12 protein-coding genes are annotated in these 16,649 nt (G+C 69.3%); 4 read left to right on the top strand and 8 right to left on the bottom strand.

The window, feature by feature from the left end; genetic code table 11:
• The first annotated feature begins 654 nt into the window (after positions 1 to 654).
• The 3 genes from ACFP3H_RS11295 (at position 655) to ACFP3H_RS11285 (ending at position 3,558) form a co-directional block, all read left to right on the top strand.
• A complete protein-coding gene (locus ACFP3H_RS11295; protein ID WP_378603657.1) occupies positions 655 to 1,650 on the top strand; it encodes a ParA family protein in 996 nt (331 codons plus the stop codon).
• A gap of 47 nt (positions 1,651 to 1,697) precedes the next feature.
• Complete coding sequence (locus ACFP3H_RS11290) at positions 1,698 to 2,753, top strand: ParB/RepB/Spo0J family partition protein (RefSeq protein WP_378603654.1); 1,056 nt, start codon at positions 1,698 to 1,700, stop codon at positions 2,751 to 2,753.
• A 79-nt stretch (positions 2,754 to 2,832) separates the two neighbouring features.
• On the top strand, positions 2,833 to 3,558 hold the full coding sequence (locus ACFP3H_RS11285) for a GNAT family N-acetyltransferase (RefSeq protein WP_378603730.1): 726 nt from the start codon (positions 2,833 to 2,835) through the stop codon (positions 3,556 to 3,558).
• Between the two features lie 58 nt (positions 3,559 to 3,616).
• Here the strand turns inward: ACFP3H_RS11285 and ACFP3H_RS11280 are convergent, their stop codons facing one another.
• The 6 genes from ACFP3H_RS11280 to ACFP3H_RS11255 all read right to left on the bottom strand — a co-directional run bounded on the left by ACFP3H_RS11280 (position 3,617) and on the right by ACFP3H_RS11255 (position 11,807).
• Positions 3,617 to 4,816, bottom strand: coding sequence for an N-acetylmuramoyl-L-alanine amidase (locus ACFP3H_RS11280; protein WP_378603651.1), 1,200 nt, complete (start codon positions 4,814 to 4,816; stop codon positions 3,617 to 3,619).
• 132 nt (positions 4,817 to 4,948) lie between these two features.
• Positions 4,949 to 5,281 (bottom strand): thioredoxin, encoded by a 333-nt coding sequence (trxA, locus tag ACFP3H_RS11275; RefSeq protein ID WP_378603648.1) that lies wholly within the window; start codon positions 5,279 to 5,281, stop codon positions 4,949 to 4,951.
• 60 nt (positions 5,282 to 5,341) lie between these two features.
• Positions 5,342 to 6,301 (bottom strand): thioredoxin-disulfide reductase, encoded by a 960-nt coding sequence (gene trxB / locus ACFP3H_RS11270; RefSeq protein WP_378603645.1) that lies wholly within the window; start codon positions 6,299 to 6,301, stop codon positions 5,342 to 5,344.
• 73 nt (positions 6,302 to 6,374) lie between these two features.
• The gene (locus ACFP3H_RS11265) at positions 6,375 to 7,202 is read right to left on the bottom strand and encodes a hypothetical protein (protein ID WP_378603642.1); all 828 of its coding nucleotides are present in this window, start codon (positions 7,200 to 7,202) and stop codon (positions 6,375 to 6,377) included.
• 83 nt (positions 7,203 to 7,285) lie between these two features.
• Positions 7,286 to 7,882: an RNA polymerase sigma factor SigM gene (gene sigM, locus ACFP3H_RS11260; RefSeq protein WP_378603727.1), complete on the bottom strand. Its 597-nt coding sequence runs from the start codon at positions 7,880 to 7,882 to the stop codon at positions 7,286 to 7,288.
• A 280-nt stretch (positions 7,883 to 8,162) separates the two neighbouring features.
• Positions 8,163 to 11,807: a murein biosynthesis integral membrane protein MurJ gene (locus tag ACFP3H_RS11255; protein ID WP_378603724.1), complete on the bottom strand. Its 3,645-nt coding sequence runs from the start codon at positions 11,805 to 11,807 to the stop codon at positions 8,163 to 8,165.
• Between the two features lie 1,266 nt (positions 11,808 to 13,073).
• Between ACFP3H_RS11255 and ACFP3H_RS11250 the strand changes: the two genes are divergently transcribed.
• Positions 13,074 to 13,643, top strand: coding sequence for a hypothetical protein (locus tag ACFP3H_RS11250; protein WP_378603639.1), 570 nt, complete (start codon positions 13,074 to 13,076; stop codon positions 13,641 to 13,643).
• A 69-nt stretch (positions 13,644 to 13,712) separates the two neighbouring features.
• Here the strand turns inward: ACFP3H_RS11250 and ACFP3H_RS11245 are convergent, their stop codons facing one another.
• Together ACFP3H_RS11245 and ACFP3H_RS11240 are read right to left on the bottom strand one after the other, a co-directional pair.
• A complete protein-coding gene (locus tag ACFP3H_RS11245) occupies positions 13,713 to 16,163 on the bottom strand; it encodes a hypothetical protein (RefSeq protein WP_378603636.1) in 2,451 nt (816 codons plus the stop codon).
• Positions 16,160 to 16,615 (bottom strand): NUDIX hydrolase, encoded by a 456-nt coding sequence (locus ACFP3H_RS11240; RefSeq protein WP_378603721.1) that lies wholly within the window; start codon positions 16,613 to 16,615, stop codon positions 16,160 to 16,162. The genes ACFP3H_RS11245 and ACFP3H_RS11240 overlap by 4 nt, the downstream gene beginning before the upstream one ends.
• Positions 16,616 to 16,649 lie beyond the last annotated feature (34 nt).

Here is a 16,649-nt window from a genome sequence, read left to right as displayed (position 1 = left end):
ACCGGCGACCCGGCCGCGACCGGCCACTTCGTGGCCGCTGCTCCCTAGAGGTCGCAGGTGCGGGGTTGGGAGTGCGGTCATGGCGGACTTCAGGTGTGCGTGGTGGCTGGAGTTGTGGTGGCTGGGTGTTGGGGCTCGGTCGCTGTGGGATGGGCGCGAGGCATGGATGAGCGCGAGGCATGGATGGGCGCGGCGCGTGGATAGGCGCGGCGCGTGGATAGGCGCGGCGCGTGGATAGGCGCGGCGCGTGGATAGGAGCGCGCGTGGATGGGAGCGCGCGTGGATGGGAGCGGGGCGTGGATAGGCGCGGGCGTGGATGGGAGTGGCGCGTGGATGAGCGCGGGGCGTGGATGGGAGTGGCGCGTGGACGGCGCGGGGCGTGGATGGGAGCGGGGCGTGGATGGGGTTGTTTCCCGTGAAACATTGGATTGGGGGTGTTAATTCTGCGTTCTTGGGAGTGTCCTGCTCGGTGTGCCGCGATTCAGCTTTCCTAAGTGTCGTGGGGCTGGCAAGCTATCAGGGGTCGGGTGGGAGTGAGGGAATTACCTCCTCGATGGAGTCGAGTTCTCCACCGACACTGTTTGTTTGTGATGACACGGCGCCGACGCTCGTCGGGGGTACGTGATCTGAAGTTTCTCGGGTTAGGAGCAATCTATGTCGAGCGGTCCGGCGAATGTTTCACGGGAAACAGGGTCGCGGGTTCCGGGGATGCTGGATTCCAGCAGCTTCGACGCGGAGACGTTCGGGAATACTCCTTTCGGGCACATCTCCCCGGCCGAGACCCCGATCGCGGCGGAAGCGCAACGCGCCAGCCAGATTCTGCATCCAGGAAAGGTCACTGTGCCGAAACCCCGTGAGCAACGGATCATCACGATCGCCAACCAGAAGGGCGGCGTGGGCAAGACGACGACGACGGTCAATCTCGCTGCGGCGCTAGCGCATCAGGGGATGACGGTCCTGGTGGTCGATCTCGATCCACAGGGTAATGCGAGTACGGCGCTGGGCGTCGCGCACAACTCGGGCGTGCCGTCCAGCTACGAGCTGCTGATCGGTGAGGTCGCGGTCAAGGACGCGATCCAGGTGAGCCCGCACAGCGAGCGACTGCTGTGCGTGCCGGCCACGATCGACCTGGCGGGTGCGGAGATCGAACTGGTCTCGATGGTCGCCCGCGAGGGCCGCCTCAAGACCGCGATCCGCGAGGCGAGCCTGGCGGGATTCGACATCGACTACGTGCTGATCGACTGCCCGCCCTCCCTCGGCCTGCTCACGGTGAACGCGCTCGTGGCGGCCAAGGAGGTGCTGATCCCGATCCAGTGCGAGTACTACGCGCTGGAAGGCGTCGGCCAGTTGCTGCGCAATATCGGGCTGGTGCAGGCGCACCTGAACCCGGATCTGCACGTGTCCACCGTCCTGCTCACCATGTACGACGGCCGCACCAAGCTGGCCGATCAGGTGGCCGAGGAAGTGCGCAACCACTTCGGCGACGTGGTCCTCAAGTCGATGATTCCGCGCAGCGTGAAGGTCTCGGAGGCGCCGGGCTACGGCATGACGGTCCTCGATTACGATCCAGGCTCCCGCGGTGCGATGAGCTACATGGACGCGGGGCGCGAGCTGGCCAGTCGAGCCCAGCTGAAACAAGACGCCTCGTAGCGTGAGTGGGAACCTGTGATTGTGAACGACGAAGGGATCGGTAGCCGATGAGTCAGGCGAAAAAGGGCGGTCTCGGTCGCGGGCTGGCCGCGTTGATCCCGACGGGTCCGGCCGTGGCGCCGGGCCTGAGCAGTGCCGCGGCGAGCGCGCTCGGCATCACCCCGATCGGCCCGCAGCCGGCGGAGGCGTTCCTGCACCGCGTCCCGGATGTCGAGGTCGAACCCGAACCGGTCGAACCCGCGACGATCGAACCCGAAGCCGAGCTGGTCTCCCCCGGCGGCGCGGTCTACCGCGAGGTCGCGGCCGAGCTGATCGTGCCGAACCCGAAGCAGCCGCGCCAGCACTTCGAGGAAGAGGCGCTGGCCGAGCTGGTGCACTCGATTCGCGAGTTCGGGCTCATGCAGCCGATCGTCGTGCGTCGCGTCGAACCGGGCGTCGACAAGTTCCAGTTGGTCATGGGCGAGCGGCGGTGGCGCGCCTGCCAGGAAGTCGGCCTGGCCACCATCCCGGCGATCATCCGCGACACCGACGACAGCGCGATGCTGCGCGACGCGCTGCTCGAGAACATCCACCGCGTGCAGCTGAACCCCCTCGAAGAGGCGGCGGCCTATCAGCAGCTGCTCGAGGAATTCGACGTCACCCATGAGGAACTGGCTTCGCGAATCGGTCGCTCCCGCCCGGTGGTGACGAATATGATTCGCTTGCTGAAGCTGCCGATTCCGGTGCAGCGTCGGGTGGCCGCCGGGGTGCTCTCGGCCGGACACGCCAGGGCGCTGCTCGGACTGGACGCCGGCGCGGACGCACAGGAAGTATTGGCGGCGCGGATCGTCGCCGAGGGTTTGTCGGTTCGGGCCACCGAGGAAGCGGTGACGCTCGCTAACCACAATCCCTCGGAGGCCGCTCCCCCGGCGCCGAAGCGCAAGCCGATCCACATGCCGGGTCTGCAGGAGGTGGCCGAGCGGCTGTCGGGTTCCTACGACACCCGGGTCACCGTGAGCCTCGGCAAACGTAAGGGCAAGATCGTTGTCGAGTTCGGGTCCGTCGAAGATCTCGAGCGCATCGTGGCGCTGATGGAACAAGTCGGCCCCGAAACGTCACTGTGACTGAAAGAGGCGGCAGGACAGTGGATAGTGATGTGGCGTGAGCGTGGATGAATCCGACAGCTGGCGGCTGAACAGGGACGTGTCGAGCAGCGTCACCGCGTTGACTCTCGACGGGCTCGGTCAACTCCCCGCGCACACCCGTCGGTGTGTGTTCTGGGAACTCGACCCGGCCGTCGCCGCCGACTCCCAGTCGTTCAGCGATCCGGTCTTCGAGAAGGAGGCCTGGCTCTCGACGGTGATGCTCGAATGGGGTTCGTGCGGGCAGGTCGCGCACGTGGACAACAACCTGGCCGGCTGCGCGCTGTACTCGCCCCCGAGTGCCGTGCCGCGGTCCTCGCTGTTCCCCACGTCCCCCGTGAGCCCGGACGCGGTCCTGCTGACCACGCTGCAGGCCGAATTCCCCTACGATGAGGCCGACGTAGCCCACCGCCTCGTTCAGGCCGTGGTGGCCGATCTGGTGCGTCGTGGCGTGCGCGCGCTGGAGGCGTTCGGGATTCGCAACGGTCCGGCGTCGAGTTCGGTGGCCGACCGCGGGTTCGGTTCGTCGATGCGGTTGATGGAACGGATCGCGGCACCGCTGCGCGACCCGTCCTCGGCGACCCGGTGCACCCCCGAAACCTGCATGATCGACGCCGATTTCCTCACCGAGGTCGGTTTCGAGGTGGTGGCCCCCCACCACCGCTTCCCCCGACTTCGACTGGAGCTCGACTCCGATCACGGGTGGAAGGAAGACGTCGAACGCGCCCTGGACCAACTCCTGGCGGCCGCGTCGATGGCGCCGCCGACGCGGGTCGGCGCGCACTGACCCGAGAAACGAGAACGGCCCCGCGAATCATCGCGGGGCCGTTGGTCTTTCCAGGGGACTACACACGCCCCGTATCGGCGGCGGCCAGTTCTTCGGCGAGCAGTTCGGCGAAGGTGTAGGTGCCGGTGGGCTGGTCGTCCTGGCCGAGCAGGTACAGCCGCTTGACCGAGATCAGGATGGCCTCGGCGATCACGTCGCGCATGCGCGGGTTGGTGAGCACCGACGCGTCGTAGGCGTTGGTGAGGTAGCCGAGATCGACCTGCACGGTCGGCATCTTGGTCAGCCGCAACAGGTCCCAGGTGCGCTGGTGGGTTCGGCAGTCCTGCACCGAGGCCCGCGCCACCACTTCGCGCTGGATGAACCCGGCCAGCACCTGTCCGATCATCGACACCGAACCGTGCGAGTTGCCCCAGTAGAAACCGGCGACGCCCTGCGCGGACGGGTTGTCGCTCGTCGCGCATCGCAACGAGATCATCAGATCCGCGTCGAAGGCGTTGGAGGTCTCGGCGCGTTCGACATCGGTGGGGTTGGCGCCCCACGGCCGGGACAGGAAGGTCTCCATCCCGGTCGCGGCCATCCGACCTTCCAGCCGCGAGGCCAGATCCCACAGGATCTCAGACTCGTACACGTCACCGAATTCCGTGGGCACCGCGAAACCCTTGTCGGCGCCGCCGAATCCGGGATCGATCACGATGCGCTTGCCGGTGAGCTGCGGACCCGCCCGGTGCACCACCTCTTCCTCGGCGATGCGGTGCGGGTTGCCGCCGGTGACGCGCGCGCCCAGCAGATCCAGCGAACGCAGGGTGTCGGGCCCGCAGATGCCGTCGGCGGACAGGCCGATCTCGCGCTGGAACGCGCTGAGACCGTCGTGGGTGTGCGGGCCGAAATGCCCGTCCACCCGGTACACGTAGAAGCCGAGGTCCTGCAGTTTGCGCTGCAGGGTGGCCACGTCGTCGCCGTAGAGCGGCGCCGACAACTGATAGATCAACGTACGAGCACCCAGGCGGTAGGAGGCTTCCTTCAGCGCGCGGTAGGTGGCCGGACCGACCACCCCGTCGACGAGGAGTCCGCGCTGCTGTTGGAACGCGCGAATCGCCGAATCGAGGGGCCGATCGAACACCGCCTCGGTATCTTTCCAGTACTCCTCGGAACCGTCGTGGGATTCACCGTGGGGCAGATGCAGGAAACCGAGGCTTGCGAGGGTGCTCCGAACCTCTGCGACGGCTGGTCCTGAATCGCCGTGACGAAGTCGGTGCATGCGTGAGAGCCCTTTCTTCGGCCGGAGCGTGGCGTCGATTGTCTCAGACTCGAGGCCCTTTGCGGGAATCCCGGGTCACGGAATCCTACGGCGCGTCGGCCGGTAGGAGGCGCTTTTGTGGCGAGCTCGCGCTCAGATGAGGCCGTCGAGTTCGCGCAGCAGCGCCGCCTTGCCCTTGGCTCCCACGATCTGCTTGACCGGCTTGCCACCGGAGAACAAGATCATCGTGGGCAGCGAGAGGATCTGGTAGTCGCGGGCCGCACCGGGATTGGCCTCGGTGTCGAGCTTGGCGACGGTCAGCTTGTCGGCGTGGGTACCCGCGATCTCCTCGAGCACGGGGGCCACCATCTTGCACGGACCGCACCAGTCGGCCCAGAAGTCGACGAGCACCGGCTTCTCGCTGAGCAGGACATCATCGGCGAAGGACTGATCGGTGACGGTGATGGTGTTGGCGCTCTCGGCCATGATGTCTCCTCGACAGGGTGGAACTCGACGTACTCGAAATCAGATGGTGCGCAACAGGTGTCAGGCGTGATCGAGCGTATTGGCCTTGATGTCGCCCTGCTCGGCGAGCCAGCGCTCGGCATCGATCGCGGCGCGGCAGCCGGTGCCGGCGGCGGTGATCGCCTGGCGGTAGGTGTGGTCGACGAGGTCGCCCACCGCGAACACCCCGGACACGTCGGTGGCGGTGCCCGGCTCGGTCACGCGCACATAGCCCTCGCCGTCGAGCGAGACCTGGCCCTTGACCAGTTCGCTGCGCGGGTCGTGGCCGATGGCGACGAACAGCCCGGTCGCGTCGAGCACGGACTCCTCGCCGGTGCGGGTGTCGCGCAGGGTCAGGCTGGTGACGCTCTTGTCCCCGTTGACCTTGATGACCTCGGAGTTGAGCCGGAACTTGATCTTCTCGTTGGCCTTGGCCCGCTCGAGCATGATGCGCGAGGCACGGAACTCCTCGCGACGGTGCACGATGGTGACGCTCGCGGCGAACTTGGTGAGGAAGGTGGCCTCCTCCATCGCGGAGTCGCCGCCGCCGACCACGACGATGTCCTGGCCCTTGAAGAAGAACCCGTCGCAGGTGGCACAGGCGCTCACCCCGCGCCCGAGCAGCTCCTGCTCCCCCGGCACGTGCAGGTAGCGCGCGGCCGAACCCATCGCCAGGATCACCGCGTAGGCCTGGAAGGTCTCGTCACCGACGGTGACGGTCTTGACGGTGCCGGACAGGTCGATCGCGTCGACGTCCTCGGTGCGCAGCTCGGCGCCGAAACGCTTGGCCTGGTCGCGCATCTGCTCCATCAGGTCCGGGCCCATGATCCCGTCGCGGAAGCCCGGGTAGTTCTCCACCTCGGTGGTGGTCATCAGGGCGCCACCGAACTGGGTGCCCTCGAAGACCAGCGGGGAAAGCTCCGCGCGGGCGGCGTAGACGGCCGCTGTGTAGCCGGCTGGTCCTGAACCGACGATGATCAGGTCGCGAACTGGCGTGCTCATGAGGCCCTTCCGAAAAAGCAATCTGGGGACGACTCGGTCAACAACAGCGTAAACCGTGTTGTTCCTGGGTCCCTCAACCGATGTCGCGGATCGTCAGCTGTTGGGGGGTGTCGGTGGTGCAGCCGGAGCCGACGACGAGGGCGGTGAGGGTGGGGGTCTGGGGGCCTGGGAGCAGGATCAGGACGGCGTCGGTGCCGCGGTAGGTGATGGTGGAGGTGCCGAGGACGGGGCGGTCGATGCCGTTGGCCTGGACGCAGCGGGTGAGGGCGGCTTCGTCGGCGAGGGGGCCGACGGTGGTGCGTTTGCCCAGGGCGCTCAGGGCGGCGGCGGTGGTGAGGTCGTCGGGCTCGGCGGGAGTGGTGACGGGGGCGGCGGTGGGGGTGCCCTCGGTGGTGTCGAGGGTGGTGACGAGCGCGCCCGCGCCGGCCAGGACGGCCACGGTGGCGGCGGCCGCGGCCAGCCAGGCCATGCGGCGGCGGGCGCGGTGCTGGGCCAGGGGAATCGGGGCGGTGAGGCGCTCGGTGGGGTCGTCGGAGAGGGGCGGGGTGGGTTCGGCGGGCAGGGTGCTCAGGCGCGCGGTGGGGCCGTCGAGGTCGGGTGGGAGCAGGGTCGAGGCCGGGGTGAGGCGTTCGGTGGGGCCGTCGCCCGCGTCGAGATCGGCGACGAAACGGAACATGCGCGCGGCCACGTCGTCGGGCATGCGGTGCATGATCCGGTCGTCGGCGGCGAGCGTGCGCAGGTGCAGGTTCACCTCGTCGAGCTTGTTCAGGTAGTGCAGCGCGTCTACGTCGGTGCGGACCATGGGCCACAGTTGCTCGCGCAGGTCGGGCGCGAGGTTGTCGGCATGCAGATCGGCCAGCAGTTCCGACGGGAACGGAGGCTGCGGCACGGATCGAGTCACCCTCGCACCTCCCCTGTTCTGTCGATATCGGATCGCAGGATTACATCGCTGACTTGTTCGTCACTGTTAATGACGCATCCCGACTAGTTCCGGTTCCCTGGATCCCGGAAAAATTCCAAACGTTCTTGCAAACGTACGCGCGCTCGGGCGCATCGGCTCTTGATCGTGCCCTCCGCCACGCCGAGCGCGGCGGCCGTCTCGGCCACGCTTCGCCCCTCCATCTCGGTCATGACCAGCGCCAATCGCTGTTCGTCAGGGAGGGTGAACAACGCCTCGCTCACGACCGTGGACAGTTCGTAGTGGGCGATGGCGTCGTGCGGGTCCACGGCCTCGGGCAGCACGTCGGGCAGGATCGAGATCGCGCGCCGGGTCTTGTTGCGCCGGATCCGGTCCAGGCAGGCGTTGACCACGATGGCGTGCAGCCAGCTGCGGACCTCGGATTCGGCGCGGAACGAGTCCGCGGTGCGGTGGGCCGAGAACAGGGCATCCTGCAGGCTGTCGGCGGCGTCCTCGCGGTTGTAGGAGGTTCGCAGCGCGGTCTGCCACAGGTGATCGGAGTGGCGGCGCAGCAGTTCGGCGAAAACGTGCGGTTCGCCGCGGATGTGGGCGGCCAGGAGTTGTTTGTCGCTGCTGTTGTCCAGCAACGAGCGGACGCCTGCGCCGCCGGGTCGCGGCGGCACACCGCGGACCTGCTCGTTGACTTCCGGCGACACGACGACAACCCCTTGGACAGCGCTGATGACGGCGACTTCACGTCGGCGAACGGGGCCGATCCATCACCTGATTACTACGCGGCGTCCAGGATCGACGTCGACAAATCCTGGGTAGCTCTCGCATCGAGAGCGCGGGGCCATCGTATCGCCGATAACAATTCCGCACCAACCGGACCGCGGTTCGGTGACGTTCGGCGCACCGCCCGGAAACAGGGGGTCACCTGCGAAGACGGCGTCGACCGGGGAATTACGGTTCCGCGTCGAAGCGGACGTCGGCGATCGAGGTCTGGAACTGGCCGCCGGAGTTGGCGAGCCCGGTGATCCACACGAGGACGAAGCGCGCGGCCTGATCGGTCTGCACGGCGATATCGGTGACACCGTCATCGAGCTTGGCCGAGCCGATCAGCTGGGTCTGGTCCAGGGTGGGCGCCTCGGTGGGCGAGGTGCGGATCTCGACCGTGCTGCCCGCGCTGGGCGAGGTGATCGAGACATTGGTGAGCTTGGCCGGGGTCGGCAGCGTGGCCAGCAGCCCCACGCCCTTCTTGAGGGCGGGGAACTGCTGGAAGTACTGGTCGGTGCGCCACACGGTCGTCGCGTTGTGGTCGAGCACCGCGCCCGCGGTCGCGGCGCCGTCGGGGGTGCCCTCCGGGGAGAACACCGCCGCGCCCGCGACCGGCACCGGCACGCTCGTCGGCGCGTCCGCGTCGGCGGACTCCGAGGCGGGCGGTGCCGAGGCCGCGGGCGGCGCCACACTCGAGGTGAGGCCGATATTGATCTGCTGGTCCAGCGGCTTGTCCGACGCGCCGGGCGCGAAGATGCTGACCATCCACCAGATCAACACGCCGACCACCAGCGCGGCCAACACGCCGAGGCCGACCATGATCCACATCATGCGCCGGGAGCGTTCGCGCTCCGCGGCGAGCAGTTCCGGGTCGGCGAGCGAATCGGTGCCGGGGGCCACCGCCCGCTGACCCAGCCGTAAGACCGGAATGAAATCGGTCTTCTGGTCCACCACGGACGCCTGCTCCAGCACGTGCTGGACGGTGGCCGCGGTGCGCACACCCTTGTTGGACTCGAGCGAGCGAACCGCGACGGCCGAGATCTCGAAGGGCACTTCCGGGCGGATCTGACGCGGTTCCACCGGGGTGCCGTCGGGTCCGAAGTCGGCCAGGCGCAGCCCGCCGATGGTCGCCGCGGAACCGGTGACGCCGCCGACCCGGATCGGCCAGCGCGCGGTGATCAGGGCGTAGAGCATGGCGCCGAGACCGCGCACATCGGACTGGGCGTCGGAATCGCCGAGCGTGCCGGGGAACGCGAGCACCGCGTCACCGGAGGCGCTGATCCTGATCCGGTCGGGATGATCGATCGACAGCGAACCGCCGCCGCGATGGGCGAGTTCGGCCGCCGAGGCGAGCGCCCGGATGGCCCTGGCCGCGCCGATCGGCGACGGCACGGTCTCGGCCATCTCGCGCAGCGACCGACCGGGGGTCCACTCGGCCACCACGATGCCGCCGGAGCTGCCGCGCACCACGTCGAGCACGCGCGCCAGACCGGGCGAATTGATCCGACCAAGGCGCAGGGTGCGCGAGAGCACCGCCTGCGGGCCGTCGTGGCCCGCGTTCTCACCGGAGGTCTGATCGGCGTCGACGAAGGTCAGCGCGACCTCACGATCGAGCTTGATGTCGAGCGCCTGCCAGAACTTCAGCCCGCGCGCGCCGCCGTGCCCGGCCAGCAGTCGGTAGCGGCCCCCGGCCACGGACGCGCCGGGGATGAGCTTGGGGCCGCGCTGTGCCCGGTTGGCGGCGGCGTTGGCCGGTACCTTGGGCGGGATCGGCAGCGTGCCGGTGTCGTAGGTGGGATCGTGCGGCGGCATGGCCGCGCGCACCTCGTCGCCGTTGTGCTTGTCGTCGCGTTTGTCGTCGTCGCGATCGTCCGGTGCGTCGGCAGGGTCGGATCCACGCGAGTCCGGCGCCTCGGGGCCGATGTCGGTGGACATTCCTGCTGCCGCGCGCGCCGCAGAATCAGCGGCCGGGACGCCGCCCACCGCGTCATCGCTCACCCTCGGTCCTCCTTCGGCCTGAAAACCCGTGTCGGTCTGCCGAACAGCGTACGGGAACTGTGGTTGACCGGTGCTGTCAACAGCTCCCGGTCGGATTACCGGCAAGACCATGGTCTGAGTGTCCAAAGATTGCCCGTATGCGGGGAATCCGTAGGTATCGGGGCGCCGCATGATCTGGGTCGCGTAGATGTCGTCGGACGGGGCGTCGTCGAGTCCGAGATCCGGCGCGGGCGGGGTGATGCCGAGTTTGCGCGAAATCGCGACGGTGATTGCAACGACTTCGGGCACACCGGCGAGTCGCATCAGCGCGAACGCCACGGAGAACATCACGATCGCGCCGACCGAGACGCGAAGCAGCGAGGCGGGGCCGCCGGTGAGGCGGTCCATCCCGGTGACGGTGTCGATGATGAGCATCACCGCGCCGCCGGCGATCGAGGCCAGCAGCACACGGGTCACCGTGCGTCCGACATTGGCCATCCGCAGGTCACCGAGGCTGCGATGCAGCAGCATGCCGCCGATCACCGCGCCCGCGGTGAAGCCGAGACCGGTCGCGACGCCGAGGATGATCACCACGTCGTCGCTGTCGCGGGCCAGGTAGGGGGCCGCGCTGGAGAACAGGATCTTCACGGCGGTGATGCCGAGGATGATCCAGGTGGGCGTCCATGCCTGTTCGCGGGCGTAGAACACGCGCAGGTGGATCAGCACCAGCGAGTACGGGATCAGCGAGAACGCCGACCAGCTCACCGCCGTGCCGAGACGTTCGGCATCGCCGGCGAACCGGGCGTAACCGTAGAGCGCCTCGCCGACCTGCGGGCCCGCCAGCGTCAGGAACATGACGACCGGGATCAGCGCGATCATGGTGAGTCGGGTGGCCACGGACAGGTCGTCGACCACCGCGGGGGTGTCGTCGGCGGCGGCGTTGCGGCTCAGGCGCGGCATGATCGCGGTCAGCAGGGTGACGCCGAGGACGCCGTAGGGCAGTTGCAGCAGCAGCCAGGCGTTCTGGAAGATCGCCGGGCCCGCCTCGTCGGCCGAGGACGCGATGTGGTTCGCCACGACCAGCCCGACCTGGCTGATCAGCACGTACAGGATGATCGCGATGCCCATCTTGCCGAACTGGCGCAGGCGCGCGTCGATGCCCCACAGCGGGCGCAGGTTGATGCCGTGCCTGCGGATCGCGGGCAGCAGACTCAGCGCCTGCACCGCCACACCGGCGGTGATGCCGACGCCGAGCGTCAACAGTTTCGGGTCGCCCATCCGCACCGGGTCCAGGCTGATCTCGCCCGGGGTGAGCGCGTAGACCGCCAGCACCACCAGCACGACCACGTTGTTCAGCACCGGCGCCCAGGCACCGGGTTTGAACGCCTGTCTGGTGTTGAGGATGGCCGTGAACAGCGCGGACATGCCGTAGAACAGGATCGCGGGCACCAACAGATAGGTGAGCGCGGTGGTGAGTTCGGTGTTGACCTTGCCGTCGGAGTCGACGAACACATGGGTGGCCAGGATCGGGGTCGCGGCCAGCGTGAGCACGGTCGCCGCGAACAGCACCGTGAACGCGGCCGTCACCAACCGGCGCACGAACGCGGCGCCGTTGTCGGAATCCTCCTGCTCGGCCCGGATCAGCGTCGGCACCACGATCGCGGTGAGCACGGCACCGAGCACGAGCTCGGCGATCATGTTCGGGATCAGGTTCGCCGAGGTGAACGCACTGGCGATCGCGGGACCGAGCACGGTCAACAGCAACAGCTGCTTGGCGAACCCGGTGATCCGACTGATCAGCGTGGCGACCGCGATCGACCCGGAGTCCTTGAGCAGCTTCGCGTTCGCGCTCATCGGCGGGTCGTCGGACTTGTCGACCGAGACCTTCGTCGGCTTGGCGATGACCTGGGTCCGGTCGGCGGACGGATCGGACACCCGCCCGGCGTCGGCTCGCTGACCAGCCCGCGCGAGATCCGCGGCGGGCATCCCGGGAAAGCTCCCCCGAGCCGGCGCGGGCCGTGCCTGCTCAGGCCGTCGCCCCTCGAACCCACCCGGTCGAGCCTGATCGGCGGGCGGCTGACCAGGTCGCGCCTGGTCGGGCCGCGCCTGCCGCGGAATAGCACCGGACTGCGAACCACGCGGCGGGCCCGGCCGCTGCCGGGGGAACTCACCGGAAGCGGGAGCCGAACCCTCAGCAGGCAGGCGGGGGCCGGGGTTGCGCGAACCAGGACGCTGGGGAAAGTCGGCGGGATCAGCCGAACCCGCACCGGGACCCCGGCTACCGAATCCACTCGGCCCCGCATCCGGCGCGCCGGGACGTTGTTGCCGAGGGAATTCGCCCGAGGGGTGCGCGGGACCGTCACCGGGCCGGGGCCGGTCGAACCCGTTGGGCCCCGCACCGGGCGCACCGGGGCGTTGCTGACGCGGGAACTCCCCGGAGGGGTTGGCCGACCCGGCATCGGGACGCGGCCCCGCGAACCTGTCCGGTCCCGCGACCGGAGGACCTTGCGGCGGGCCGGGACGCGCTGCTGGGCCGGGTGGGCGATGTTGCTGGGGGCCACGAGGATCAGGGCCGAAGTCGGAAGGGCGCGCGGGGTCGCCGGGACGTGCAGGTTCGCCGGGGCGTGCGGGGTCGCCAGAGCGGGCCGGGTCGCCAGGGCGTGCAGGTTCGCCGGGTCGCGCGAAGTCGCCGGGACGTGCGGGGTCGCCAGGGCGTGCAGGTTCGCCAGGACGTGCGAAATCGGACGGTCGCGCCGGTTCGCCCGGACGGTCACCAGGGCCGACGGGTCGTTGGCCGGGGGCGGGTCGCTGTGGCGGGACGCCTGGTCGCTGCTGTCGGGGGAACTCGCCGGAGCGGTTCGCCGGGTGGGGTGGGATCGGGCCGCCTGCGGGGCGGTCGCCTCGGGGTGGCTGTTGATCTGGGCGATACGCGCCGGGGGGCGGTGGTGCGCCGGGTCCGGGGCGGTAGTTGGCGGGGTCGGGGCGATCCGCCGGGTAGCCCTGGGGTGGGCCGGGGCGCGCGGAGGGGGGTTGGGGTGCGCCGGGGTCGGCCGCATTGGGTCGATAGCCGGCGGGCCGATAACCCTGCGGACCGGCGGCATCAGGACGTTGTCCGGGCCCTTGCGGACGATTCGCCTGATCGCGCGGTCCCTGACCCGAATCGGGTTGCCGAGGTCCCCCGGACTGCCGAGGATCGGGTCGCTGCGGCGTTCCGGGGCGGCCCGTGAGGGGCATCCCGCCATCGTCACCGCTGCGCTGACCAGCGCGAATGCCATCACCCTGCGCGAATCCCGGTTCACCGGGGCGAGGCGCCCTGCCGGCCTCGTCCCCAACGGGTCGCTGACCAGGCGCTATTCCACCGCCCTGCTCGAATCCGGGTTCGCCGGGGCGAGGCGCCCTGCCGGCCTCGTCCCCAACGGGTCGTTGACCAGGCGCTATCCCACCAGCCTGCTCGAAACCGGGTTCACCGGGGCGAAGGGGCGGGCGTCCGTGGCGGTCGATGCTCGGCACGGACTCGTCGCGATCGGCGTCCTGACCGGCCGTCATGCCGCGCTCCCACGGCGCGGCGGGGGCCCGGCGCAGGGTCGGGTCGTCGCGATGGTCGTCGTGGTCATGCCGATGAGCGGAATCATCGTCGCTCATCATGCCTCCTGTACCCGGCCCGACCCGCGGATCCCGCCGGTCCGCTGAGCGTTTCGCTCACCCGTGCCACTCTCGTCCTCTGCCATGGTGCCCCTCTCGCGCGTCAGGCGCGGGGGTTCACTGCCGTTGCAGTCGTGCCCGTGCTCGTCGCAGTCGACCTGCCCGTTCGACCGTCTCCGGGGCGAACCCTTCGTCGGCGGGGTCGGGCTGCCCCCGGAACCGCCGCAGCAGTCGGCGCCCGGCCAGCAGCAACAGCAGTATCGCGGCACATCCGGTAATTATGGCCAAGGCCTGACCGTAGGCGTTCGAGCGCACCGAGACCGAGGTGGCCTCTCCTAGCGCTATTCCCTCGGGGGTGGTAAGGGCGATCGGAATGACCAGCTTACGGCTGTCGCTCACCTCGGTCGGGATCTGGAAGGACCGGGTCCCGAACGGTGGAAGCAGCTGTTCGCCGATGTCGGTGATGTTCGTCTCTGCCGGTGCCTCGATCCGGAACGTCACCCGGATGGCGACGGGCAGGTTGTTGCGCGCGACCAGCAGCAACGGGCTCTGTTCGGAGGCCAGCGTGTACACCCCGCCGGGTGGCAGCACCGAGACCGAGGAGAACATGGTGTCGAGTTCGCGGGTGACCTGGTCGACGCGCCGTCGGGCGTGCAGGTCGGCGAGGGTGTCGTCGTCGCCGCGCCGGTCCGACAGGCTCAGCGCGCGCAGCATGTCCTCGCGCGCGGGTGTCAGATAGGCCATCGGGGTGAGTTCGGCTTCGGGCACTTCGACCATGGCGCGCAGCAGCTCGGTGACCCGGGCGCCCTGGGCCTGGATCGGTGCGACGAGTTCGGTGGGCGCCGCGTCCTGGGCCGCGTGCGGCAGGTAGTCCAGGGCGAACGGGCGCGGGTCGGGCGCCTGGGCGACGAGGTCGACGAAGGCGCGCGGCCCGGCGAGGTTGTTGCGGGTGAGCAGTTCGATCTGTTTGAGCAGCGCCACCCCTTCCTCGCGGCTGGCGCCCCACTGCTGCGGCGGCATCAGCAGTTGTGAGCGCGGCCGGTCCGGCGCCGGGTTGAGCGCCGTCCACGCCATCGCTCCGAGCGCGTCCTGGAGGCGGGCCGAGCGGGAGTCGTTGGTGACGTCGAAGCGCACCTTCGATGGTGTGAACGACGGTGTCGGCGGGTTGGACCCGACCGCGGCCAGCGCGGTGGCCGACCAGATGTCGAAGGTGGTCACGTGCAGCGCCGGGTCGATTCCCGGTGCGTGCGGTTCGGTGCTCACGGCGGGCACCCGGACCACGTCGGGCGCGGCCTGCTCCCCGCCGACGACCACGTCGGGGGTCAGGGTGGTGGGCGCGGTGGTGAGCGCGTTGTCGGTGTCGGCGGGTTCGCCGTCGGCGGTCACCGCCGAACTGGCCAGCACCGCCGTCCCGAACCCGTGCGCGCGCACCAGGTGTCCGGCCGCGTCGTCGATGCTGCCGGAGTCGGGCAGGCTGACCCCGCGCAACGACTGGGTGCCCAGGATCGCGTCGACCACGTCGGCGGGTGCGAGCAGCGCCCGCGCCGACAGGCCCGGATCGTTCACCACCGCCAACGTCGACAGGTCGACCTGCGCGAACGGCAACGCCACCGTGCACATCGACCCGGCCAGCGCCCGCAACCGGTCGAGCCAGGCCTGCGCGGCCACCGCCCCGGTGCCCTCCCTGGTCGCCCCGCTCGGGTCGGACGGACTGGCCAGCACCCGGTACCCGCGCGTCATGGTCTGCACGGTCGAGAGCAGGTCGGGGTCGATGGCGATGCACACCGACCCGGCCACCCCCCGGTCCTTGCCGGGTGCGGGCACCACCGATTCGAGCGCGGCGACGAGCTGTTCGAGCCGTCCGCCCTTGCCGACCGACACCGCGAGTTCGTCGTCGAGCAGTTCGACTTCGCCGTTCACCGCGCCGGGCCTGCCCGCGACCATGCGCGGGCGGTCGGCCAATGGCCAGATCATCGTGGTGGCGACCGGGGTGGCTTCCGGCGGCGCGGCGATCGGCGTGTCGGTGGGCCCGGTCGGGGGCAGGCCGAGGACCGGCAGCAGGAAGCGGGCGTCGTCGAGCCGGGCTTGGGTTCCGTACGCGGGTTCGCCGTTGACATTGAGCAGCAGCGGATACACCCCGGGTTCGGTGAGCCCGAGCGAGGCCTCCGAGCCGGGTCGAAGGGCGATACTCACCGAGAACTGTTTGCGCTGACCGGGACTCAACCGCTCGGCCACGTCCTGGAACGGCCCGGTGACCTCGTAGTTCACCTGATCCAGCCGCAGCGAACTGCGCAGCCCGCTCGGTGTCTGCACCGCGCCCGCGCGCTGGATTCGCACGCTCACGTCGTCGACGACCCGGTCGCCGATATTGGTGACCGTGCCCGATACCGTGAGTTTGGGGTCGCTGCCGGTGGTGACCGTGCCCGGCGCCACCGCGTCGAGGGTCAATTTCAGAAACTTCGGTGTGCCCGACCCGTCTGTTTGAGCGTGCGCGACCGCGGGGAGCAGCGTCATCGAACCCAAGATGGTCAGGACCGCCGTGATCAGCCGGAACAGTCCACCCGTCATCGCTTGCCGGTCTCCATCCGGTCGATCAATCGATTCGCCACTTCGGCCAGGCGCCGTTCGTCGGCGTAGGCCAACCGGGAATCCAACTCGCTCAACGGAACCCACGCAACCTGGGTGACCTCGATATCGGCGTCGGAGAGTTCACCGCCGAGGCAACGCAGCAGGAAATGGTGCACGGTCTTGTGTACCCGCCGACCCTCGGTGACGAACCAGTAGTCGATGCTGCCGAGTTCGGCGACCACTTCCCCGTCGATCCCGGTTTCCTCGGCGACTTCGCGGATGGCGGTCTGCTCGCAGGTCTCACCCTGTTCGATGTGGCCTTTGGGCAGCGACCAGAGCAGTCGCCCGCGCCGGTCGGTGCGCCCGATCAGTGCCGCGCTGCGCAGCTCCTTGGGCCCGTCCAAACCGTCCACGACCAGGCCACCGGCGGAGGTTTCGCGCACGGTGCGCATGCGGGGTTTGCCGGCGTTGTTCGCCGAACCGCGC

Source organism: Nocardia lasii (genome assembly GCF_042658545.1).
In the GTDB taxonomy this organism is placed as follows: Bacteria; Actinomycetota; Actinomycetes; order Mycobacteriales; family Mycobacteriaceae; genus Nocardia; species Nocardia lasii.
This window is presented reverse-complemented; position numbering and strand designations above follow the sequence as displayed.

Bases quoted from the DNA above. Each gene is read 5' to 3' on its own strand.
- ACFP3H_RS11295 (WP_378603657.1), top strand. From the start codon at position 655: ATGTCGAGCGGTCCGGCGAATGTTTCACGGGAAACAGGGTCGCGGGTT.
- ACFP3H_RS11290 (WP_378603654.1), top strand. From the start codon at position 1,698: ATGAGTCAGGCGAAAAAGGGCGGTCTCGGTCGCGGGCTGGCCGCGTTG.
- ACFP3H_RS11280 (WP_378603651.1), bottom strand. From the start codon at position 4,816: ATGCACCGACTTCGTCACGGCGATTCAGGACCAGCCGTCGCAGAGGTT.
- trxA (WP_378603648.1), bottom strand. From the start codon at position 5,281: ATGGCCGAGAGCGCCAACACCATCACCGTCACCGATCAGTCCTTCGCC.
- trxB (WP_378603645.1), bottom strand. From the start codon at position 6,301: ATGAGCACGCCAGTTCGCGACCTGATCATCGTCGGTTCAGGACCAGCC.
- ACFP3H_RS11255 (WP_378603724.1), bottom strand. From the start codon at position 11,807: ATGAGCGCGAACGCGAAGCTGCTCAAGGACTCCGGGTCGATCGCGGTC.
- ACFP3H_RS11245 (WP_378603636.1), bottom strand. From the start codon at position 16,163: ATGACGGGTGGACTGTTCCGGCTGATCACGGCGGTCCTGACCATCTTG.
- ACFP3H_RS11240 (WP_378603721.1), bottom strand. From the start codon at position 16,615: ATGCGCACCGTGCGCGAAACCTCCGCCGGTGGCCTGGTCGTGGACGGT.